Genomic DNA, 21,406 nt, shown 5'->3' on the forward strand with positions numbered 1-21,406 from the left:
CATTTTCCGAGATAACGGATGATTCCGTCTGCTCGAAAAATGCGCCAGAGGTGATCAATCCTGCTGCACCGGCAGCATGCCTTCGCGGATGACATAGGCGATCATGTGGGCCCGGTTGCGCGTGCGCGTTTTCAATCGAACGTTCTCGATATGTCGCTCCACGGTACAGGTCGCTATATCCAGCGCCCTGGCGACTTTTTTCGCCGATAACCCGAAAGCGACAAGTTGAAGAACTTCGGTTTCCCGATTGGTGAGTTCAATAGCGGTCGAAATATTATAATGTGGCATGCTGGCCCCCAAAAACCGCCGAACCACGCTTGTCTCTCAAAATTTAAAATCTTCACGCAGGAGACAATGCACAGTCAAGCAGGTCTAAAGTTATAACCGCGACCACTTTTCATCCGTTCACCCTCGGCTATGCCCTGGGCCGGATGATTTGGACATACAAAGAACATAGGTAGACCGTTGTTCCGATGTCGAAATCAGCATTGTGCATTTTTCGATTCGCAACAATAGTAAATTTTTAATAAATAGAATCCATGGATGGAATAAAATCACGCTTTAGCGCAAGCAAATGTTTTGATTAGATAAATTTTCTTAAAAATTGGCCCATGCAAAAATATGTAGGCATTTTCCCCCATGCCGATAGAGGGTGGATGCAACCAAATATTGATATTATCAATATATCAATCGAAAAAGGATCGGCAAGAAACTATCAATTCATAGTTGATGATTATCAATCATCTATATGTCTATAATGATATAATATGTTTCTATTGAAATAAATTAACTTTATTTGCCAAACATGAAAGTGGACATTGATGGCCCCGGTCAAACTCCGGGCAGGGGAAATAGCGATGGACGATACCGATCTGGAAAGCTGGCTTACCCAACGAGAAGTGGAAGTCCTCAGGCATATTGCAAAAGGGCAATCGGCGAAGGAAATCGCGCTGACGCTCAAGATCGCGCCACGTACAGTGGAACGACATATCGGACGCGTGCGCCTGAAGACCCGAACGCGAAACCGGTCGCATATGGTCGCCTTCGCCATATCAAAAGGCCTGATCGGCTGCGCGCTGGCCGTGACATATGTACCGCCACTTGGCCTTTGAGGGGCGATCGGCAGCTATTTATACTCAATCAGATACCGGCGACTGCACCAATAATCGATTTGCCCCTGAAAATGGGGGAATTTGCCCAACAGAAGAAAGCTCGCCTCCAGCGCGCCCTTGCGGACAAAAATCCGGCACCAGAAAAAGGGCCATAGAGGCCAGCTCAGCGGCATTGCCCAGAAAATGTTGCTGACCACATCGCGCAACAGGCCGCGCACATCTTTGCCGCGCAACATCAGCGCTTCCGCCGTCGCATAGCCGCTACGCCGATTGCGCTGCCACCATTGGGCAAAGCGCGTCATTGCCGCGTCATGCACGGTCATTTCAGCGTCGATCCGCCTGATCGACCAACCCCGCCGCCTGATCCGGTGGCAAAGGTCCGGCTCTTCCCCCGCGATCATGGCGCTGGAAAAGCCGCCAACCTCTCGAAACGGCTCGATCCGGAACAGGGCGTCGCCGCCGCATGTCTCGGTCAGGCCGATTCGGGTATTCCATTCATTGTCGCAAAGCCGATTATAGGCACTTTGATCTGGGAAACGTTCGCGCCGGCGGCCACAGACGGCGGCCAGATTAGGTTCGGCCTCCATCACGTCCAGCGCTCGGCGCAGCCAGTCGGACCGCAATTCGCAATCTCCGTCGATGAAATGGATATAGAGCAAATGGGGCGCATGCTCGCTTAGCCATTCCGCACCAGCATTGCGCGCCCTCGCCGCCGTGAAGGGAATGCTGTCGTCCAGTTCGACCAAAGGAATGCCAAGGCGCCGCGCCATGTCGGCGCTTCCATCGACCGACCCTGAATCGACATAGACGACGCAGTCGATCGCTTGCAGCACGCTTTCCAGGCATCCCGCCAGGCGCCCGCCTTCGTTTCTGCCGATCACCACGAAACCCGTTCTGGCCAGCGCAAAGATCGTCGCGGCGGTCATGATCATTCAGGACCATTCATGCGACCGCGCTGAAGCGCCGGGGGCAGCCAGTCAGCCTTCAGGTGCCGCAACATTATCCGCCAGTCTCGCTTGTCCGCGGTCCCGGGCCGAGGCTGGAAATTGGTCGTCCGGTCGATGCCAGGCTGGGCAGACGGCGCCGCCGTATAGTAATAGGTAGCGATCGACCGACGCGACCGATGGGGCGGACATGTCAACGGATCGGGATGACCGTGAAAAGTATCCCTGTCGGTGTTGAACAGCACCGCACGGCCGAATATCGGCATGATCCTTTGCGCGGCGGATCGCATCTTCCTGTCCCACAGCTCCAGCGCCCCGCCATATTCGTTCTCCCAATCCTCGTTCAGATAGATGAGGAGATTGAGCCGACGATTGATTTTCATCTTTTCATGCCGGGGAAAATCAGCATGGATACTGAGATGCCCACCGGCCTTGACTTCATGCAGCCCTGCTCCGGCGTGATAGGGGTCCGGGATCAGCCCGCTGATCCCCGTCATTTCCATCAGGAACTGGAGGAAAGCATGGGAATTGAGTTCGGCAAATAATATGCGCGTCATGCCGCCCAAGCTCTCATCCGGCTTATATTCGAATTTGAGCCGCTCCTGATCGCGCATGAAGCAGCTATATCCGCTGCTGTCGGGAAATTCCGACGCAACCTGCTTCAGGACATCGGCATCCAGAAAATCGTCGATGACGATATGCGGAAACGGGTTGTCGCTGGCATAGCGGCCTGAAAGCACCTGCCCTTCCCGCCGGCATTGCTCGATGTCGAAACACCGATATCCATCGACATTCTTCAGGTTAAGCAGCGCCATTCTCGCCTCTCGATGACCATGGTGCGCAGCCAATGAAGCGCGCGGAACCAGCATGGATTCGCCACGAGAATAAGCGCCACCCCGCCTCTCAGCACAAGCGCTGTAAAACATGTGGTGAGTTCTCATGATCGACTTGGCGTGACCGGGCCAGATAAAATGGCGCCAAGCAATGATGGAGGCCTTTCGGGTGCATATCGCTTTCTATTCCCCCGAATGGCCGCCGGCAAAAGCCGCAAACGGCATAGTGACCTATGTCGCCGCCATGCGCGATTATCTACTGGCCCAAGGACATGAGGTGTCTGTCTTGACGCTGGGGCGCATGATCGACAGCACCGGACGTGATCAGGACATGGGCATCGGACAAGACGGCCGCGGCATCGTCGGGCGTGCCCGCCGGTTTCTGGAACGACACAGGGGCGATCTGCCCTGTCTTGGTCGAGCGCTGGGGAAACAGTTCCAGGCGCTGCACCGGCTGGCTCCGCTCGACCTCATCGAGATGGAAGAAAGCTTCGGATGGAGCGAAATTGTCCGCCGCACTTCACAGGTGCCGGTGGTGACGCGACTGCATGGCCCCTTCTTCCTGAAACCCGACGAGCAGCGCTCGAACCGGGAAGTTCGCGCCGACTCCCAGAGGCGCAAGGCCGAAGGCATCGCAATCGTCGGCGCGACATCTCTGACCGCCCCAACTATGGCGACTCTGGAGAGGACATGCCTTCATTATGGTCGGTCGCTAAGCAAGCAGGCCGCCGCGATCCCGAACCCCATCGCCATGGCGAACGACAGCTGGCGGCTGGACGCGTGCGATCGTAACCATATCCTGATGGTTGGCCGGTTCGATCATCCGAAAGGCGCCGACACGATATTGCTCGCGTTCAATCAACTGATCGAACGGCGCCCCGCCGCGCGATTGACACTCGTCGGGCCGGATATGGGAATGCAAATGGCTTCGGGCGCCATGCTCTCCTTTGGCGACTATGTCGCCACGCATCTTTCGCCATTAGCACGTCGGCAGGTGCGCTTCACCGGCCGGCTGTCGCCCTCAGCCATCACGCGTCTCCGCCGTGAGGCGCTGGTGACAGCTCAATGCTCCCGGCTGGAAAATTTCCCCTATACGCTGACCGAAGGCCTGTCGGCCGGCTGCCCGATGATCTCCACAGACTGGGCGGGCGCGGAAGAGATCATCGCCCATGGAGAAAATGGCCTGCTGACGCCCGTTGGCGATCCCGACGCCATGGCCGCCAATCTCGAATGGATGCTGGATCATCCGGAAGAGATTGCAGCCATGGGAGATCGTGCCCAGGCGCACTGCCGCGCCCATTTCTCGACCGGGGCGGTGGGAAGCCGGATGGTAGACTGGTACCGCACGACGATCGCGGAAAGCCGTCGATGATCCAAGATCAGGCGCAACGGATGCAGCCGGCGGCTGCTTCCGGCGGCCAGTGCATCGGGCGAATTGTGGCTCTGGTCACACAAGACACCAATATCGTCGTCGCATCCGTCATCCTCAACAATTTGCTCCGTGCGTTCAGCAGCGTGATCCTTACGCGCCTGCTGGTGCCGGAAGCGTTCGGCGTGTCAGGCATCATCGCATCTGTGTCTTTCACGGCGGCGATGCTGTCTGACCTTGGGTTCCAGGCGTTCGTAGTACGCCATCAGGATGGCGATCGCCCACGTTTCCTGGATACCGTCTGGACCATCGCGCTGATCCGGTCCGCGCTGCTGACGATCGCCCTCTTCGCGCTGGCCTGGCCGATCGCGCATATGCTCGCCAAGCCGGATCTGGCGCCGATGATCCAATGGTCGGCGCTAGTCTTCGCGATCGAGGGGCTCGCTTCCCTGACGTTGCTGACCGCAATCCGGCAGCGGATGATCCTGCGCCTGTCATTGCTGGAATTGATCGTCATGGTCGTGCAGATATTGGCCAGCGTCATCCTCGCCTGGCTGTGGCGCGATGTCTGGGCGGTGCTGGTTGCGCTGGTCGTCGGCAGCATCTGCAAGACCGGGCTCAGCTATGCAATGTTCCCAGATTCGCGGCGACGGCTGGCGCTGGACCCCGCCTACGCCCGCGATTTGTGGCGGTTCGCCCGCTATGTCACCGGATCCAGCATCATCACGCTGCTGCTGCTGCAATGCGACAAGCTGCTGCTGGCGCGGCTGATGTCGCTGGAGGATTTCGGGCTTTATGTTCTCGCCGGCAACCTTGCCAGCGCGCCCATCGCCTTCACGTCCGCCTATGCCAGCCGAATACTTTATCCCGGCTATGCAGAGATCTGGCGGAACAACAGCGGCGATCTGCGGGCGCAATTCTACGCCCGGCGATGGCTGGCCTCGATGCTCTACATGATCGCGGTGGGCGGGTTGATCGGATCGGCGCCGCTTATCATCGCGATCCTCTACGATCATCGCTATGCAGACACGACCATTTATCTGCAGTTGCTGGCGATCATGCCCTTCTTCGCGCTGGCGTCCTACAGTGGCAACGAAATGCTGACGGCGGCGGGACGCGTCGCCACCACCTTCCAGGCGAGCGTCGCCAAACTGGGCTGGCTCGTGATCGCTGCGCCGATCGCCTGGCTGACCATAGGACAATTGGCGCTGGTCGCGGTGATCGGGATGATGGAAATCCCCTCCGTCCTGTTCAAATGGGTGCAGATGCATCGGATCGGCATGCTGGACATGGGTAAGGAGTTGCTCTTTCTTGGAGCGGGGGTGGGCGGGATCGCCACGGGCATGGCCGGCAGCGCGCTGATAACGCCGCTACTGGCCTGATGCCGGGACCGCTGGCGCATAGCGCGCTATCACCGCAGACATAGGATACCGGGCCGGCCTGCGGTAGAGGTTGAAGAGCGCGGCCGCAAATCCCAGCAGCACGAAGGTGAAGATGGCTGGCCGCGTGCCGAAGGATGTGAAAAACAACATCTCCAGCGTCATGCTGAGCCCCGCAAAGATGAAGGCCGCGCTCTCCCGGCCAGCTCGATCGCTTGTCGGCAGGCGGCGATAGCCGATCAGCTTCCGCAGATAATGGACGAAGGCGCCCACGAAGATCGCCAGTCCCACCGCACCCGAAATCAGCATGATCCAGATATAGCTGTTCACATAATCGATAATCCCTTCGCCCTGCCGCAGATCGGCCAAACGAATTTCCAGTTCCGGGTTGGAGAAACCGAGGAGGGGCGACTGCCAATATTCTTCCATCCCGCGTTCGAACAGCTGGCGGCGATATTCGGACGTTTCGCTAGAACCGCCCGACAGGCCCAGCGTTTCCGACAATTGCGGGGATGACAGGGCGGCGGCGAAAAGCGCCGAGAAGCCCAGCGTCGCGATCAACCCGCCCTTGACGATCGCCCGATAGCGGCCAAGATAGATTTCAACCAGGACCAGCGCAAAGCCCAGCCCTATCCAGGCGCCTCGGGACTGTGGGGCGGCAAGTCCCACAAAAGCTATGAGCAGGATGAGGGCATGATGGCGGGCCGTGCGAAACGCGCTGCGGCATATCCAGATGGCGATGGTGCAAAGCGCGAGCACCATCGCGGCGGAGGTCGGCTCGACGAACGGACCGCCCGCGCGGATCATGCCCCCGCGTGACTTCACCATCGGCAAGATGCCGCCATACTGACCATACAGTTCGTTGTAGATCGGCCAGCTACGCATCGCCTCATAGATCAGCAATGACGATAGCACCAACGCGCCACAGCCCAGCCACAGCAGGACACGCCGAAATTCATCCATGTTCCGCACGCCGCGGCTGGCGATATAATAGGGCAGCCCATAGTCGAGCATCAGGTTGGATGTCGACCGCAGGAGGTGGGAAAAGCTGGTATCCCGCGCCAGTGCAGCGCCGATCAGCAGAATGACGGAATAGGTCGGCACGTCCCTGCGCCAGTCGATCCTGCTTTTGCCCCGGTTGCAAAAGAGCGCCGCGGCCGCGCCGACGCCCAAAACATCATGCACCCCCAGATCGAACAGTTTGAGGGAACCGACGACCGCCGTCATGTCCAGACCCGGCAGCAGCAAAAGGCTGAACAGATAGACCGGGACAACCCTCCCCGCGTCACGCGCAAACAGCGGAACCCAGACGACCATGACCAGGTAAAGCATCCATGGATTGGTCAGCGTCCATGCGATGATGGGCATCAATATGACGATCGACAGCGCGCTGGCCATGTCGCGACGCTGCTCGTGCACGAGGCAATGGAGATAGAACATCACCGTTGCGGCGCTGATCACCGCAACATGCAGGGCAGGCTTGATCGCCAGATAGGCAAGAACGGGCAAGCCCATAGCGAACAAGGGCACAGCCATGCGTGCGGCGACAGCCATCAGCGCCGCGCCGCCAGAAATCGCTGGACCGCGAGCATCTTGGGCGCCTGATCCAACGGCTGACCCGCATACTCCTGTAGCCCCCATGCACCGTAGGAACCGATCGGCGCTGTGGACGCGTAAAGCACCATATCCCCGCCAATCCGGCTTTCCCACTGCGTCAGGTAGTTTTTGTAGAGGTCGGTCATGCGCGGGTCGCGCTGCAATTTTCGGGCAAGTTCAAGGTCGGGCGTTACGAAATGCTGCCCTCCTTCATAGGCCAGATATGCCTTGCCATGCCGCACGGCGAGGGCGCGGTGCTTGAGGGCATCGCCCAGCGAAGCGTCGATGGCCGCCGGTCCCATGGCAAAAACCTGGTCGATGTCGCGCACGCCAATGCCGTCCAGTTTCACCCAGATATAGGGCGCCGTGGCGATCGCATCGATCCACCGCAATGTGTCGCCATCCTCCAATATGATGGTCGCCAGCTCGGGCCAGGCATTCTGCGTGGCCGCCACGCGGACCAGCCGTTCGCGGCGGTCGGAGAAGACATCCGTCCAGATCTGCATGGCTTCCCGCACTTTCCGGGCATAGCGCAGCATCTGCGCCCGCATCGGATCGCCATTACCCAGGCCCAGCGCCACCCCTTCTCGCCGGGCCTGCCGGGCCGCGTCGAACATGCTGTTCCACACTTCGTTCCCCAGTTCGACATGGACGGTGCGCGCCGGATCGATCCGATCATGCACCAGCCGGGCGAAGGCGCGGACATAGGCGGCATCGGCCTGATAGGGCATCAGGAACCATGGATCGGCGCCGCTCTGGTTGGCGAGGTCGACCATATCCTCGATCGATGCGCCTGCCGGGCCGACCTGCGTTGCGCTTTGTGGCAACGTCCGTTCGCTCCATCGGGCGACGCCATTATCGTTGGTCCGTTGCCAGTCGAGAAAGCGAATGATCCTGAACTGTTTGGTGAAGGACAGGAATTCCGGGCTGAACCTTTCATTGTCCGGTCGGTCGGCGAGACGGCAATCGATCCGGCGCACGGGATCGGAGGGATCCGTTTCGACTAGTTCTATCCATGCCCCTTCATCCTCGCCTCCCGTGGGCGCCAGGTCCATCATGAAGCCATGATCCATCCGCTCGCCTATCCGTGCGACGCCACCGGCCTCGATCCTCCCACGCCCTTCATAGCCACAGCGCACGGCAACGCGGCGGAACGGCGCGGGTGGCAGGACGATAGGACGCGGAGCAGTCTGGCCCGGTTCGAGAAATCGGACCCAACCCTGCGCGTCGAGTTGCGCCGCGGGAAAAGCGCTCCACCCCTCCCCGCTCGAGGAAAACCACTCGCTTTGCAGGATGAGGTTTGAAAAGACCTGTTGCCGGTTGAAAGTCGCAAGACCGAAGAGGTTGATGCCGAGCCGCGTAGGCTCAGGCGCCGGCAATGAAGGGGCGGCCCGTTCGGTCGATGGTCCTTCGGGGCGACGAAGATCATTGGCCGGCGCCACCCGACCCGCGAGGGCGATGCTGCCCCCCAATGCCAGAAGCATGAAAAGCGCGGCTGCACCTCTGACCTTGCTCCTCGAATCCGCCGATCGTGCGGATGTCATTCGTGCCCCCTAATGCGATTTCCGGCCTTCCGGCATGATGCAGGGAAACAGGCGCGCCTTCTGCTCCCAATTATCCCTTCCGATTTATCGGACCATGATCGCCCGTCGGCATTGCCCGCATTTCTTTCCCGTTCTGGAAGACGGATAGAGGATGCCCCATGTCGAAGCCGATCGCATGCCGCGCGGCCCGACACATCCGGAGCAACAGGATAAACGTCAGGATGATGCCCAAAAGCCTCGATCGCCACGTCCAGTGGTTGCACGACCTGCCGGCACGCACGGCCCTGCGCTTCTGCAATCACCCCTATTTCCGCGAAGCGCTGGGACAAAGGCATGAAGAGGCGCTTGCGCTACATCGGCCCCGCTTGCCACGACTGAGCGCCCTGGGACGCGAGATTGTTGACGCGCTTGAACAGGACGGCGTGTTCATCACGCAGATCGACGCGCTCGGGCTCTCCGGCAGCGAGGCGATGATCGACAGCAGCGCCATGCTGGCTGAACGCTTTGCCAGGGAAGCCCATGCCCGCGCCGCGCGGGGCGAGACATTTCTCTATGTACCGCCCGAACAGATCGCGGCCAGTCCGCGCATCTTCCGCTGGGGTCTTCATGACCAACTGCTGGATATTGCCGAATCCTATATCGGCCTGCCGGTCGCCTATGATGGCGCGATCATCAACTATACCGTGGCCGATGGTCGGGAAGTATCGACGCGCAAATGGCACCGGGACTGGGAGGACCGGCGGATGCTGAAGGTCGCCGTCTACCTCCATAATGTCGATCATGCCGGCGGTCCTTTCCAGATCATCAGCCGCCATGGTTCGACCCAGAATGACCGCAGCGGCTTTTCCTATGAGCTGGCAACCGAGGATGAACTGGAAGACCGGCTGGGTGTTCCCGTGGCCCCCTATCTGGTCAGTTGCGAAGGGCTGCGCGGCACTGTGATCTTCACGGACACCGCACGTTTCTACCATCGCGGCAAACCGGCTACGGCACGCGACCGCACGGTAATCTTCTACAGCTATTTCGCGCAACAGCCACGCCATCCCTTCCTGTGCGAACGGTCCGGGATGCGGCGCCGCGATCTCTATCGACTGGCGCGCGACCTGCCCGAACGTCAGCAAAGCGCTATATTGTGGCGTCGCAAGCTGACCCCGTTGATGCGCCTGATTCCGCCCGCCTCGCTCTGACGAAAGATGAGGTAACAGCCCGTCTGCGCAGCCTCAACGTCATCCCTGCAGCAATGAAAGCGCGGAGGCGTTTTCCCTCAGGCCGGCAGCCGGCCCGATTTTTGCGGGCCATGGCTATCGTCATAATGATAGCGGCTGCCGCGGCGGAACAGCCCGCCGATCGACTTGTTGAGGATAGTCCCGATGATGGGCGTCGGTTGCAGCAGGTTCATCGCCTCGGACAGTTCGATCGTCTGGGTCCGCCCCTCCTCCACCACCATCAGCACACCGTCGGCACGAGCCGCGATCGACAATATCTCGTCCGTCGCCAGTGTGGGCGGGGTGTCGACGACGATGATCGGATCGCCCTCCCCTTGCGCCAGGTCATGGAACAGCGTCTGGAACCGTTCACCCGACAACAGGCCTGCTGCGTCCAACCGGCGCTGGCGGACCGGTAACACCGCAAGACGCAATTGTTCGACACGATGTCGACTGAGTGGCAGCGCCGCGGTGCCGGCGAGATAATCGTCCACGCCGACGACGATCGGCTTCAATCCCAGCCGACTGCCCAATGTCGGTCGCGCCAGATCCAGGTCAACCAGCACCACCGGATGCACCCGGCTGAGCGCCAAGGCGAGATTGGCGGCAACGAAGCTCTTGCCATTGCCGGGCTGGGTCGATGTGACGACCAACACCCTCTCACCCGATGCAAAAAAGCCGTTCATGATCTGCGATCGGAGAAGCGCGAAGCTGCGCGCACGCGGATCGAAATGATCGAGCGCATGCAGGTTGTTTGCGGCCAGATGATCGGGATCCAGATTGACGGGCAAGGGTTCCTGCATCGCTTCGGTCGGGTGAACCGCCATATCACTGGCCATGCTGTTTGCGCTGCGGGTCATTATGTTTCCCCCTTCCCGAAGATCAACCATGGCCGCTTGAGGCTGCCGCCGATCCGGGGCATTGCTGGGCGCAGCAATCCGATCAGTCCTACTCCCACCACCTGCGGATCAGGAATGACGGCGAGCGACGGGATGCCCGTCAGCCGCTCTATCGCGGCGTCGCCATGGATCAGCCCGGCGGAAAATTCCACCGCCGCGATAAATATGATGCCCAACGCCAAGCCCGCAGCCGCGCCGCCGATCAACAGCTTCTGCCGATCCGGAAAGACCGGATCGGTAGGCAAGCTCGCGGCATCGACGATGGTGAATCGCTCGCCCTTGTCCTCGGCCTGGAGATTGGCCGCGACCTGCGCTTCCATCTGCTTTTCACGAATATCCTGATATTGCAGGGTGAGGTTCGCATATTCGCGTTCAAGATTGTTCAGCTCATAACTTGCTTGCGGCGCCAACGCGCTCAGATGCTCCATGTCCGAAATCGAGCCGACCAGTTGCGAGCGCCGTTGCGCCAGCATGCCCATACGCGCGCGTCCAGCGGCGATCTCCGCCCCTATCACGCCCCCGCCAGCCCGCGGGGAGGCGGTAGCACGAATATCGGCCAGCTGGTTTTCTATCCCCATCCGTGCCGCCACCACGTCGGGATGGCTATCCGAATAGGTGGCGCTCAGTTGGGCCAGTCGATTTTCCATCAATCGCAAAGCCTCTCCCTGCGATGTGGGCGCTGCCATGATATCCTGGCTTCGGGCCGCCAATATGCCGTTCTGCTGAAAAATACCCTGGGTTTCAGCGTCGATCCGCGACACTTCGGCGCGCAGGGCTGACGCTGCCTGCGTGCTCAGCGCGACCTGTTCGGGCAAGGCGCCCTGATAGCGCGCTTCAATCTCACGCCGCCGCTTTTGCAGATCCATGAGCCGATCACGAATCTCGTTGCCGCGATTGAGCAGGAAGTCGGCCGTGCCGGACGCCTGCTCGGTGCGCAGGCGCTTGTCCTCCTCCAGGAACATATGGGTCAGCCGCTCTGTCACGACCTGCGCGACGACGGGATCGTCATAGGTGAAGGACAGGCTGAACGCGATGGTCTTGCCGTTGGCCTGGCCGCCATGGGTCGCCTCGTTCGCCCCGACCAGTTCGACGCTGATCGCCTTGCGCATCAGGTTCTGGACCTCGTCGGCAGTGAGCCGCTTGCTTTCCTCAGGGTAAAGCCGCATCGTGCGGATCAACTGGTCAAGATTGGCGCGGCTGAGAATCTGCTGCCTGATCTTGGCAATCCGTTCATCGGCATAGTTGGTCAACGGCGATGCAACCAGCGTCGTCGGAATTTCCTGCGACGCGATGAGCAAGGTCGCCGTCGAGCGATATTGCGCATTGATCGTCAGGATCGCGGTAATGGCGGCAATCAGGCCCAGCGCCAGCGGAGCGATGATCCACCATCGCCGGCGATAGGCGATAGCCAGCAATTCCGTCACCGTAATGAAGGCCCCCTCCGGACGGACCTGCGCCTGTGCGACATCCGAGATCATAAACCGGTTCCGTTGGCGCCGGGCCGCGAATGGATGCGGTGATGCTGTGCTGGCAATGACATGGCCTATCCCCTGAGGCGAGCGCGGCACCACATTCCATGCCCGGTCGTGACGAAGCTATTCGCTGGACTGGGTGGGGAATTTTAAGTGGGGTGTTTTGAAAGGAGGATAAATAGTAGCAGGGCCGCCTCTACGGATTAGCGCATGGCGCCACGCAGTGGCCGAACGGACAGTTCAGTCGACGGCCGGACAGGCGGATGCAATTCGACCGGTGACAGACCGCACCGCACAGGCGCAAGACACGAACAGTGCAGGAATGGCGGTCAGCGCGATCGCCTTGAGAAGCTGTCCTTCGAGCAGAAAATCCGATAATCCGCCGGCAATCAGTTGCGCGCGCGCAAGGATGCAGGCGTCAGATCCTGGGGCATTGTCGGCACCAGCGCATTGGCGGTGCAGGTCAGGAACAGGAACAAAATGACCGCGACAAGAGCAGCGTCGAGATCGCCGGCGATCATCAGAAGACCGGCGCAAGAAACAGCGGTCAGCGCGCCCAGCCCCATGATAAGAGGTCGCACCGCAAGGCCCAGCCTTTTACGCAGAAGCCTGTCGAGCAATCCCGCCACGGGCAGGCACCCGATGCTGGTCGCCAGCGTGACCAGACCCAGGGCATGACCGATTTCGTCCAACCCCGCACCGAAACGCCGCTCAAGGGCCATGGCGATCAGGGGATTAAGCGGATAAGCCGACGCATCTGGAATGCCAGCCACTGGTGCCGCCATTTTACGGCCCTGAATGTCCGAAGCAATGGCCATAGTCCGACCATTGCTTCGGGAACTTGTCAGAACTTCTTGGTGACGGTTCCCATGACCTGCCGCGCCTCGCCGAAGAAGCAGCTATATTGCCCGCTGCAACGACCAGCATAGCGCTTGTCGAAAAGATTGCTGCCATTGATCGCCAGACGCCAGCCCGGAATGTCGTAATGCAGCGTGGCATCGAGCAGCGTGACCGAGGGGCTGTAATAATAAGGTGCGCCGACGATCCCCGGACTATTACTGAGATAGCGGATGCCAACACCACCGCCAAATCCGGCCAATGCACCCCTGTCGTGCGTGTAGTCGACGAACAGCGATCCCTTGTGGCGTGGCTGCGCAGCCAGACGCGCGCCCTCATTGTCACCGCGCGCGACCCGCGCATTGGTGAAGCTGTAGGAGGCGTTGACGCTCAATTTCTCGTAGAAGCGGCTCACCAGCTCCAGTTCGACGCCCTCCGACTTCACCTTGCCTTCCTGTATCTGGAAGAAAGCCGGGGCACCCGGGCGGGTATCGGTCGTCAGAACATTGGTCTGGTCGATGCGGAAAATGGCGGCCGTGGCGAACAGCTTGATATCGTCGCCCAGAGTGCGGGCATCATACTTGACGCCGCCTTCCCATTGCTTGCCCTCGCTCGGCACGAAGGGAATGCCGTCATAGGTCGCCCCTATCACCGGCTGGAAGGAGGTCGCATAGCTGACATAAGGGGCGAAACCGCCTTCGGTCACATAGGTTGCACCCACGCGCCAGGTGAACTTGGCCTGCTTGTCGCGCGTAGCCGGGCTGGTCAGATAGCTGGTCTGCCTGATCCAGTCCTGACGCCCCGACAGCGTGGCGATGAAGCTGCCCAATTTGATCTGGTCCTGCACATAGAGGCCGGTCTGTTTCAGGCGACGATCGACATATGGATCGCCAAGTGCCGGCGCCGCGATCGGCGCTCTGCTGTATACGGGATCGAACAGGTCGATGCTGGTCGCCGCGGTGAAGGCGAAGGCGGCCTGGTTGCGATAGTTACGATAGTCGAGGCCCGCTAATATGCGATGCTCAAGCACGCCGGTGGCGATCGTTGCATCGAAACGGCTGTCGACCGCAAATTGTTGCGAATCCTCCGACGAGGGGAAGTTGAAGCGCAAAACGGTACGATTGTCGGCGGCAAGGCCTGCGCCATAGATAACCTGCTGATATTCCGAATAATCGGTCCAGCGCAGATTTTGGGTGAATTGCAACGCCGAGGAGAAGCGATGCGTCAGTTCATAGCCCAGCCCCCATTGCTCACGACGGTAGAAATTATAGTCGGGCTCGCCCAGATTGATGGAGCGGCGCACCTTGCCGACCGGATTGTCGTACAGCACGCCCAGCGTCGGCAGGAAGCCGTTGGTGTCACCTTCCACCCGATCCCACTGATAATTGCCCAACAAAGTCAATCTGGTGTCCGGGGTGACATCGAAAGCAATTGCGGGCGCGACATAGGCGCGCCGCGCGTTGACATAGTCCGTCTGACTGTCTCGATCGCGATACAGGCCAGTCCAGCGGGCGCTGATGCCGTCGCTCAGTGCGCCAGTAATGGTCCCGGCCGCCTGCTTGAAATCGTTGCTACCGTATCGAACCTGCACTTCGCCGCCAAGACGCGACGATGGGCGACGGCTGGTAAGATTGTAGATACCGCCCGGAGGGCTGGAACCATAGAGGACGCTGGCCGGCCCCTTGAGGATATCGACCGCTTCGAAACCGTAGAGATCGACGCCGACATTGGCGATAGTCGAACTGACCGGCGCCTGGAGTCCATCAATATATTGGACCGGGATGAACCCGCGCAGCGTCAGGAAGTCGAAGCGCAGGTCGGGGCCGTAATTCTCCCCGACGATGCCGGCGGTGTAGCGGACGGCCTGTTGTACATCGACGAAGTTCAACAGGTCGATCTGATCGCGCGAAATGACCGAAACCGATTGCGGAGTTTCGATCAGCGGCGCGGTGGTCTTGCTGGCCGTGATAGCGCCCGAAGGCACGAATCTGCGTGCCGTCACGATAATCGAGCCATTGTCCTGCCTAGTGGTCTGAAGGCTCGGCATATCATCGCTGGCTACATCCTGAGCCAGGGCGGCTGCTGACGAAAACAGGCAATATCCCGCAAGGAAGACAGCGGAAAGTGACGTCGATGTACGATACGAACCTGGCATATTGGAGCCTCATCCCCCGAGACATCAGCCCTATCCAACGTCTCAAACGAAGGCCATTTGCCGCAAGTGCGAGTCACTTGCAATCTCTATAAGGGATATGGACCTCAAGTTCAGCATGGGCGCTGACCAGCAATATGGCTGCATTCGGCAACGAAAATTTCAGAAGAGGCTCAACCATGGGGCCGCCCGATTTCGCCATATGATCTTCTGGCGGCGGCAAGATACCATGCCGCCAAAGAAAGGGTGACAGTCGTTCACTCTATCGGATTCGTACTTTGGTGCTGAGCCTTGGGAAAAGCATAGGGACTTGAAATATCCGCTTTTGGGCGCATGATGAGCGGTAATGTGTTTCCCTTGGCTGGCATATGTCATTCATCGTCCGCCGCCCCTGTCAGAAGAGAGAGATGATGCGATTTTTGCCGGCGACGATCATGGCCAGCCTCGCACTGGCCGCCTGCGGCAGCCCGGAGAGCGCGCAGAAAGCCGAACCGAAAAATGAAACGGCGGGCAATACCGGCGGCGTCGACTATGCCGCGGCCGTGGCGGCGCTTCCACCGGGGCAGCGTAATGGAGTCTTCTTCCGTGCCGTGCGCGACGCCGGCCTGCCCTGCCAGAAGATCGCCTCGGCCGAACCGATGGGCACGAAGGTCAAGAATGGCGAATGGAAGGTGCACTGCGAGAATGGCGATGCGCACCTGATTTCCATCGGCCACGACGGTCAGGCGATCGTCACCAGCCGGTCCGACTGATCGAGGGGGAAGGCTTCCCCTCTCCTATTCGGCTCCCGTGGCGGTGGCGGGCAGGGCCTTGCCGGTCATGCTGCCATCGCCGGAGAAGGGCGAAAGACGGACCTCGATCCGGGTGGGTTCGATCCTGGTGCGATAGGGCGCCATGGGCTTGCCGAACTCGCTCCACGCCGTGTCGCCGCCCACCCCCCATTGTGCGGCGTCGACCAGCAGCGTGCCCCGGTCGTGCGGCCTGATATCGCTCGACTTCCAGCTGCCGGGCGCATGCCGGTCCAGATCGGCATAAGGGAAGGCAAGCGCGTTCATCATGAGGGGGTTAGCCCCCTGCACCCGCAGCCCGCGTCCCGCGCCAGACAGTTCCATCCAGCGCACATCCACCTTGTTCCCGGTTTCCTGCGGGCGGATATAGTCGTGATTCTGATCGGCCAGCTTGCCGCGCCACAGACCGATGGATGCCGAGGTCTTGCGGTCGACATAGCTTTCGTGCGGACCACGGCCATACCATTGCGCCATGTCGATATCCGTCGGCAGACCGAAGGCCAGCCCGACACGGAAGGGGGGCGGCAGGTCCGGCTTGAGCAGGGTCAGTTCGCCCGCCACCGTCACCGATCCATCGCCCGCCATGCGATAGGTCGAGTGGAAGGTCGCCGCTCCATCGCCCAGCGCGAAATCGACCGCGACCTCCTGCGCGCCGCCATCCCGCTTGCGCAGGCGGACCGAGGTCACGACGCGGGAATCGCTCATCCTCTTCCAGACCGCCAGTTGTCGTGCCGTGCCGATGCCGATGTCATTGTCGGTGATGGCCCGCCAGAAATGCGGCGCGCCGCCGTCGGCAAGGGCTTTGCCGGCTTTGGCGTAGGAGCGGATGAGGCCGGTCGCCCGATCGACCTCCAGCACGGCATCGGCCGAACTCAGACGGATAAGGCCACCCTTGTCGATCACCATGACGGGGCCTGTCGCCTGCGGCAATTGCTTTGCAGCGGCAGGAGCCAGGGCGAACTGCTCCCAGCCGACGACATGCCCGGGGGCGGTTTGATCCGTTACGGCGCGGGCGCGCACCGTCACGAAATATTCGGCATCTGGGCGGCGCTGATAAACGGAAAGCGGCACGGTCAGGCTGGCCGATCCATGGGCGGAGGCTTGCGGCGCGGCGAGCGGCCCGCTGGCGACGGTGACGCCATTTTCCTGCAACAGCCAGTCGAAGCGGAAGCCCGCCAGGTCGAGGAAATCCTGCCGGTTGCGGACGATAAGCCGGCCCGTCGCCGGGTCGAAACCGTCGAACTGGACCGGGGCATAGACTTTGCGCAGTTCGTAAAGCGCCGGATTGGGCGTGCGGTCGGACTGAAGCAGCCCGTCACCAAATTCGATATCGCCACCGGGATTGGGGCCATATTCGCCGCCATCACCCCAATAGCGGGTGCCGTCCTTCGTGTAGCGATACATGGACTGGTCGACCCAGTCCCACACGAAGCCGCCCTGCAATTTGCCGGGATGGGCATAGATCGCATCCCAATATTCCTTGAGATTGCCGCCCGAATTGCCCTGCATATGGGCATATTCGCACTGGATCATCGGCTGTCTGAAATTCCAGTTGGTCGCATAGTCGACCATCCGCGACACCGGATCATACATCGGCGCGTAGATGTCCGCATAGCCGTTGGGGCGGTGATCGTCCGACTGGCGGTCGAATGTGCCCCAGCCCAGATAGCTGACCAGACGGCCGGGATCGCGCGCCTTGGCCGCAGCGGCGGCGGCTTCGAAATTGGGGCCGATGCCCGCCTCGTTACCCAGCGACCAAAAGATGATCGAGGGGTGGTTCTTGTCGCGCTCGACCATGTTGGCGACGCGGCTGACATGGGCGTCCTTCCAGGCCGGATCGAAGCCCAGTTGCAGTTCCCCGCGCCGTTCGGGATGCTTGTTGGCATAGTCCATATAGGCGTGGCTCTCGATATTCGCCTCGTCCATGACATAGAGGCCATAGCGGTCGGCAAGATCGTAGAGACGCGGATCGTTGGGATAGTGGGACGTGCGGATCGCGTTGATATTGTTGCGCTTCATCAACCGTATGTCGCGTTCCATCGACTCCAGCGACACGACGTGGAACGTCTCTGGGTCATGTTCGTGGCGGTTGACGCCGCGAATGGTGACAGGCTTGCCGTTGACGGTGACAAGGCCGTCCCGGATCGCCACCGTGCGGAAACCGATGCGGGCATAGCTGGACTGTATGGTCCGTCCCTGCGCGTCATATAGTTCGACCAGCAGCATGTAGAGGTTGGGCGTCTCCGCAGTCCAGGGCTTGACCCCTGGCAGGCGGCCGGACAGCGTCACGTTTCTTTCCACCTTCCCCGCGGCCATAGGCTGGCGTCCTTCCAGCACGGTGCGATCGCCGTCCATCAGCACGTAGCGCGCGCTGGTCGCCGCGCCGGGCGTCACCGCGACGTCGACCGCCAGCTTCCCCGTCCCGTCGCCTTCATCGAAGCCGGCATGGACGAAAAAGTCGCGGATACGGGTTTTCGGCGCCGCCATCAGGAAGACTTCGCGCTCTATGCCCGATACGCGCCAGAAATCCTGATCCTCCAGATAGGAACCGTCCGACCAGCGAAAGACCTGAATCGCAACGCTGTTGCGCCCCGGTCGGAGAAAACGGGTCACGTCGAATTCCGACGGCAGCTTGCTGTCCTCCGCATAGCCGACTTTCTGCCCGTTCACCCACACATGATAGGCAGACCCCGCCGCGCCGATATGCAGGATGACATCCTGCCCGCCCCATGCCGGGGGCAAGTCGATATCGCGGCGATAGGAGCCGACCGGATTGGTCGCATGGGGAATGAGCGGCCGGTTGGCGGGGAAGGGATAGGTGATGTTGTTGTAGCGGGGCTGGTCATAGCCCTCCGCCTGCCAGTCAGCGGGCACCTTGATCGATTTCCATCCGGATATGTCGAAATCGGGCTTCTCGAACCCGCTGGGCAGATCATCGGCATTGGGGGAGAAGGCGAATTTCCATTCGCCGTTCAGGGACAGGAAGCGCGACGATTGGGTCCGATGCCCGACCAGCGCCCGTTCGCGGCTTTCGAAGGGGAAGGCCGTTGCGCGGGCGGGCAGCTTGCCGATCGCGTGGATGGTCGGATTCTCCCATTCCGGACGGCTGGGATCGACCTGAACGGGCTGTACCTGTGGCGGCTGGCTCTGGGCCATCGCCGCGCCCGTCAGCGCCAGCCCGCTTGCCGCCGCCAGCGCCTTCATTCGTCCGTGCATCCTGCCCCCTATCGCAACTGGCAAATGTCGAGGACGTCCATGTCCTCATAATCGAGATTTTCGCCGGTCATCGCCCAGATGAAGCTGTAGCTTCTCGTCCCCGCGCCCATGTGCACCGACCAGGGCGGCGAAATGACGACATCTTCGTTCCCCATCACGATGTGCCGCAATGCGTCCTGTTGGCCCATATAGTGGAATATCCTGTCGTCATCCGCCAGATCGAAATAGAGATAAATTTCCGATCGCCGCTCATGGACATGAGGCGGCATGGTGTTCCAGACGCTGCCCGGTTCCAATTGGGTCAGCCCCATGCAGAGCGAGGCGCTCTGGCAGATGTGCGGCAGGATGAGCTGGTAGATGGTGCGTTCGTTGGACGTTTCGAGGCTGCCACGCTTCATCTGGCTGGCATCCTCCTGCCTGATCTTGCGGAGCGGAAATGCGGCGTGGGCAGGGACGCTCAGCAGATAGAAGCGCGCGCCTTCGCCAGTGAAGCCGACCTCCTGCGATCCCATGGGCACGTAAAGCGCTTCATAGCGGGCAAGCGATATGGTCTGGCCGTCCACATGCACCTGTCCCTCGCCCGCACCAATGTTGATGATCCCCAGCTCCCGCCGTTCCAGCAAAGGACGGCCAGCTGCGCTTTCCGGTTCGGTCTGGCGGGGCAAGGCCAGCCGCTTCGCCCCCGGCACCGCGCCACCGATGATGAAGCGCTCGCCATGCGAGTAGGTCAGCACAATCTCCCCCGACCGGAACAGGCCCGACACGAGATGACGGTTGCGCAAGGCGTCGTTGCTCACGCCCTCCATCATGTCGGGATGCGCGGCATAATAGGTTTTCTCGAACACCGGCGTCTCCCTATCGGTTGTCAGCGCGGCTGGCCGTCAAGCGCGGCGACGGCGGTGGCGGCAAGCAGGAAGGCGCCTACGCCGAAATATTGCGTGTCGCTGGCGGAAACCTTGTCGGGCCGGTCGCCCACCTGCTGCACCCAGCCAAGCCGACCGCCGGGCTGGATCGCCTTTTGCAGCGCGGCCCATCCCTTTCGCACCGCCGGCTCATAGTCAGCGCGCGGCAACAGCCCCGCCTTGATCCCCCAGGCGAGGCCATAGGTGTAGAAGGCCGTACCGCTGGTTTCGGGCGGCGCATTTTCCGGCGCCAGCAGCGAGGGCGCCCAATAGCCATCCGGCTTCTGGAGCGCCTTGATCTTTGCCGCCATGTCCCTGAACAGCGCCACCATCCGAGAGCGATCGGGACTGGCGGCATCGAGCATCGGGATCACCCGCGCCATGCCACCGAAGACCCAGCCATTGCCGCGGCTCCAGAACATCTTCCGGCCCTTGTCGTCGCGCCGCTCGAAGAAACGGCTGTCGCGATAATAGAGATGTTCGGCCGGGTCGTAGAGAAAGTCGGTGGTGGCCCAGAATTCCTTCAGGGCAAATGCCCGGTAGCGATCGTCGCCGGTCTGGCGCGACAGTTCGGCAAAGGCGGGCGGCGCCATGAAGAGCGCATCGCACCAGCACCAGCGTTTCAGACATTCGGTTGCGCCATAGCCCTCCGGCGGGATGGCGAAGGCCAATGTTGTGACGGCAGGCTTGTTCACCACCGTGTCAAAGGCCGCCCGCGTCGGCGCGAGCGCCTGTGCGCCCGCGCCATGGCCAGCCGCCCAGAGATAGGCCTGGGCGATCGCCTGATCGTCCGCGAAATAGAGATTGTCGCCCGGCCGCCAGCCATTGCGCTGTCCCATGGCAAGGATCGCGTCCCTGATGCGCGGCGGCGCGCCGGCATCGGCCAATGCGGTCATGCCGACCCAGAAGACCGCCTGTTCCCAACCGCGCGTCTTGCGCGTCTCATCGGTCGCGCTTGGGATATGCGACAGGTCGTCGAGGCGCGCGAGCTGCCAGTCGGCAAGCCTTACCGCGGCCTCGATCGGCGCCTTGGCGGGCTGGGCGGCCTGAACCGGCGCGGCGAGAGCGGCGCAGACCAAAGCGGAGGAGACGAAGGGGCGAAAGGTCACGATAGGAGCGCTCCTGTCAGGAAGGACGTTATGGAAAATGGGCACCCGA

At 61.0% G+C, this 21,406-nt stretch carries 17 protein-coding genes; 5 read left to right on the top strand and 12 right to left on the bottom strand.

Going from position 1 to position 21,406, the window contains the following annotated elements; all coding sequences use genetic code 11:
• Positions 1-54: 54 nt before the first annotated feature.
• Complete coding sequence (locus tag DM806_RS09250) at positions 55-288, bottom strand: response regulator transcription factor (RefSeq protein ID WP_179042939.1); 234 nt, start codon at positions 286-288, stop codon at positions 55-57.
• A 569-nt stretch (positions 289-857) separates the two neighbouring features.
• Between DM806_RS09250 and DM806_RS09255 the strand changes: the two genes are divergently transcribed.
• A complete protein-coding gene (locus DM806_RS09255) occupies positions 858-1,112 on the top strand; it encodes a response regulator transcription factor (protein ID WP_179042940.1) in 255 nt (84 codons plus the stop codon).
• A gap of 14 nt (positions 1,113-1,126) precedes the next feature.
• Here DM806_RS09255 and DM806_RS09260 read toward each other — a convergent pair whose 3' ends face one another.
• The gene (locus DM806_RS09260) at positions 1,127-2,044 is read right to left on the bottom strand and encodes a glycosyltransferase (RefSeq protein ID WP_256869184.1); all 918 of its coding nucleotides are present in this window, start codon (positions 2,042-2,044) and stop codon (positions 1,127-1,129) included.
• A complete protein-coding gene (locus tag DM806_RS09265; protein WP_179042941.1) occupies positions 2,041-2,871 on the bottom strand; it encodes a 2OG-Fe(II) oxygenase in 831 nt (276 codons plus the stop codon). Before DM806_RS09265 ends, DM806_RS09260 begins: the two co-directional genes overlap by 4 nt.
• Before the next feature lie 169 nt (positions 2,872-3,040).
• On the opposite strand from DM806_RS09265, the gene DM806_RS09270 reads away from it, so the two are divergent.
• Together DM806_RS09270 and DM806_RS09275 are read left to right on the top strand one after the other, a co-directional pair.
• Positions 3,041-4,261: a glycosyltransferase family 4 protein gene (locus tag DM806_RS09270; RefSeq protein WP_179042942.1), complete on the top strand. Its 1,221-nt coding sequence runs from the start codon at positions 3,041-3,043 to the stop codon at positions 4,259-4,261.
• Positions 4,258-5,640 carry an oligosaccharide flippase family protein gene (locus DM806_RS09275; protein ID WP_179042943.1) on the top strand — a complete coding sequence of 461 codons (1,383 nt, stop codon included), beginning with the start codon at positions 4,258-4,260 and terminating at the stop codon, positions 5,638-5,640. Before DM806_RS09270 ends, DM806_RS09275 begins: the two co-directional genes overlap by 4 nt.
• On the opposite strand, the gene DM806_RS09280 is transcribed toward DM806_RS09275, so the two are convergent.
• Positions 5,629-7,191, bottom strand: a complete 1,563-nt coding sequence (locus DM806_RS09280; RefSeq protein WP_179042944.1) for an O-antigen ligase family protein — start codon at positions 7,189-7,191, stop codon at positions 5,629-5,631. The genes DM806_RS09275 and DM806_RS09280 overlap by 12 nt on opposite strands.
• Positions 7,191-8,717: a hypothetical protein gene (locus DM806_RS09285; RefSeq protein WP_179042945.1), complete on the bottom strand. Its 1,527-nt coding sequence runs from the start codon at positions 8,715-8,717 to the stop codon at positions 7,191-7,193. The genes DM806_RS09280 and DM806_RS09285 overlap by 1 nt, the downstream gene beginning before the upstream one ends.
• Before the next feature lie 281 nt (positions 8,718-8,998).
• Between DM806_RS09285 and DM806_RS09290 the strand changes: the two genes are divergently transcribed.
• Positions 8,999-9,964 (top strand): hypothetical protein, encoded by a 966-nt coding sequence (locus DM806_RS09290; RefSeq protein WP_256869185.1) that lies wholly within the window; start codon positions 8,999-9,001, stop codon positions 9,962-9,964.
• Positions 9,965-10,041: 77 nt separating this feature from the next.
• Here the strand turns inward: DM806_RS09290 and DM806_RS09295 are convergent, their stop codons facing one another.
• The 4 genes from DM806_RS09295 to DM806_RS09310 all read right to left on the bottom strand — a co-directional run bounded on the left by DM806_RS09295 (position 10,042) and on the right by DM806_RS09310 (position 15,192).
• The gene (locus tag DM806_RS09295; RefSeq protein ID WP_179042946.1) at positions 10,042-10,842 is read right to left on the bottom strand and encodes a CpsD/CapB family tyrosine-protein kinase; all 801 of its coding nucleotides are present in this window, start codon (positions 10,840-10,842) and stop codon (positions 10,042-10,044) included.
• Positions 10,842-12,359: a GumC family protein gene (locus DM806_RS09300; RefSeq protein WP_179042947.1), complete on the bottom strand. Its 1,518-nt coding sequence runs from the start codon at positions 12,357-12,359 to the stop codon at positions 10,842-10,844. The genes DM806_RS09295 and DM806_RS09300 overlap by 1 nt, the downstream gene beginning before the upstream one ends.
• A gap of 383 nt (positions 12,360-12,742) precedes the next feature.
• Entirely contained in the window at positions 12,743-13,126 is a 384-nt protein-coding gene (locus DM806_RS09305; protein WP_179042948.1) for a hypothetical protein, read from the bottom strand.
• A 71-nt stretch (positions 13,127-13,197) separates the two neighbouring features.
• On the bottom strand, positions 13,198-15,192 hold the full coding sequence (locus DM806_RS09310) for a TonB-dependent siderophore receptor (protein ID WP_218647427.1): 1,995 nt from the start codon (positions 15,190-15,192) through the stop codon (positions 13,198-13,200).
• A 560-nt stretch (positions 15,193-15,752) separates the two neighbouring features.
• Here DM806_RS09310 and DM806_RS09315 point away from each other — a divergent pair.
• Positions 15,753-16,094 (top strand): hypothetical protein, encoded by a 342-nt coding sequence (locus tag DM806_RS09315; RefSeq protein ID WP_179042950.1) that lies wholly within the window; start codon positions 15,753-15,755, stop codon positions 16,092-16,094.
• Positions 16,095-16,118: 24 nt separating this feature from the next.
• Here DM806_RS09315 and DM806_RS09320 read toward each other — a convergent pair whose 3' ends face one another.
• From DM806_RS09320 to DM806_RS09330, 3 genes are read right to left on the bottom strand one after another with little or no spacing between them, the layout of a single operon-like run.
• Positions 16,119-19,346: a glycoside hydrolase family 2 TIM barrel-domain containing protein gene (locus DM806_RS09320; RefSeq protein ID WP_179042951.1), complete on the bottom strand. Its 3,228-nt coding sequence runs from the start codon at positions 19,344-19,346 to the stop codon at positions 16,119-16,121.
• Between the two features lie 8 nt (positions 19,347-19,354).
• Positions 19,355-20,191 carry a 5-dehydro-4-deoxy-D-glucuronate isomerase gene (gene kduI / locus DM806_RS09325; RefSeq protein WP_179042952.1) on the bottom strand — a complete coding sequence of 279 codons (837 nt, stop codon included), beginning with the start codon at positions 20,189-20,191 and terminating at the stop codon, positions 19,355-19,357.
• Between the two features lie 20 nt (positions 20,192-20,211).
• On the bottom strand, positions 20,212-21,357 hold the full coding sequence (locus DM806_RS09330) for a glycoside hydrolase family 88/105 protein (RefSeq protein WP_179042953.1): 1,146 nt from the start codon (positions 21,355-21,357) through the stop codon (positions 20,212-20,214).
• Between the last annotated feature and the right edge of the window lie 49 nt (positions 21,358-21,406).

This window comes from Sphingobium lactosutens, assembly GCF_013393185.1.
In the GTDB taxonomy this organism is placed as follows: Bacteria; Pseudomonadota; Alphaproteobacteria; order Sphingomonadales; family Sphingomonadaceae; genus Sphingobium; species Sphingobium lactosutens_A.

Bases quoted from the DNA above. Each gene is read 5' to 3' on its own strand.
- DM806_RS09260 (WP_256869184.1), bottom strand. From the start codon at position 2,044: ATGATCATGACCGCCGCGACGATCTTTGCGCTGGCCAGAACGGGTTTC.
- DM806_RS09295 (WP_179042946.1), bottom strand. From the start codon at position 10,842: ATGACCCGCAGCGCAAACAGCATGGCCAGTGATATGGCGGTTCACCCG.
- DM806_RS09320 (WP_179042951.1), bottom strand. From the start codon at position 19,346: ATGCACGGACGAATGAAGGCGCTGGCGGCGGCAAGCGGGCTGGCGCTG.
- DM806_RS09255 (WP_179042940.1), top strand. From the start codon at position 858: ATGGACGATACCGATCTGGAAAGCTGGCTTACCCAACGAGAAGTGGAA.
- DM806_RS09250 (WP_179042939.1), bottom strand. From the start codon at position 288: ATGCCACATTATAATATTTCGACCGCTATTGAACTCACCAATCGGGAA.
- DM806_RS09285 (WP_179042945.1), bottom strand. From the start codon at position 8,717: ATGCTTCTGGCATTGGGGGGCAGCATCGCCCTCGCGGGTCGGGTGGCG.
- DM806_RS09265 (WP_179042941.1), bottom strand. From the start codon at position 2,871: ATGGCGCTGCTTAACCTGAAGAATGTCGATGGATATCGGTGTTTCGAC.
- DM806_RS09315 (WP_179042950.1), top strand. From the start codon at position 15,753: ATGCGATTTTTGCCGGCGACGATCATGGCCAGCCTCGCACTGGCCGCC.
- DM806_RS09275 (WP_179042943.1), top strand. From the start codon at position 4,258: ATGATCCAAGATCAGGCGCAACGGATGCAGCCGGCGGCTGCTTCCGGC.
- DM806_RS09280 (WP_179042944.1), bottom strand. From the start codon at position 7,191: ATGGCTGTCGCCGCACGCATGGCTGTGCCCTTGTTCGCTATGGGCTTG.
- DM806_RS09290 (WP_256869185.1), top strand. From the start codon at position 8,999: ATGATGCCCAAAAGCCTCGATCGCCACGTCCAGTGGTTGCACGACCTG.
- DM806_RS09300 (WP_179042947.1), bottom strand. From the start codon at position 12,359: ATGATCTCGGATGTCGCACAGGCGCAGGTCCGTCCGGAGGGGGCCTTC.
- DM806_RS09270 (WP_179042942.1), top strand. From the start codon at position 3,041: ATGATGGAGGCCTTTCGGGTGCATATCGCTTTCTATTCCCCCGAATGG.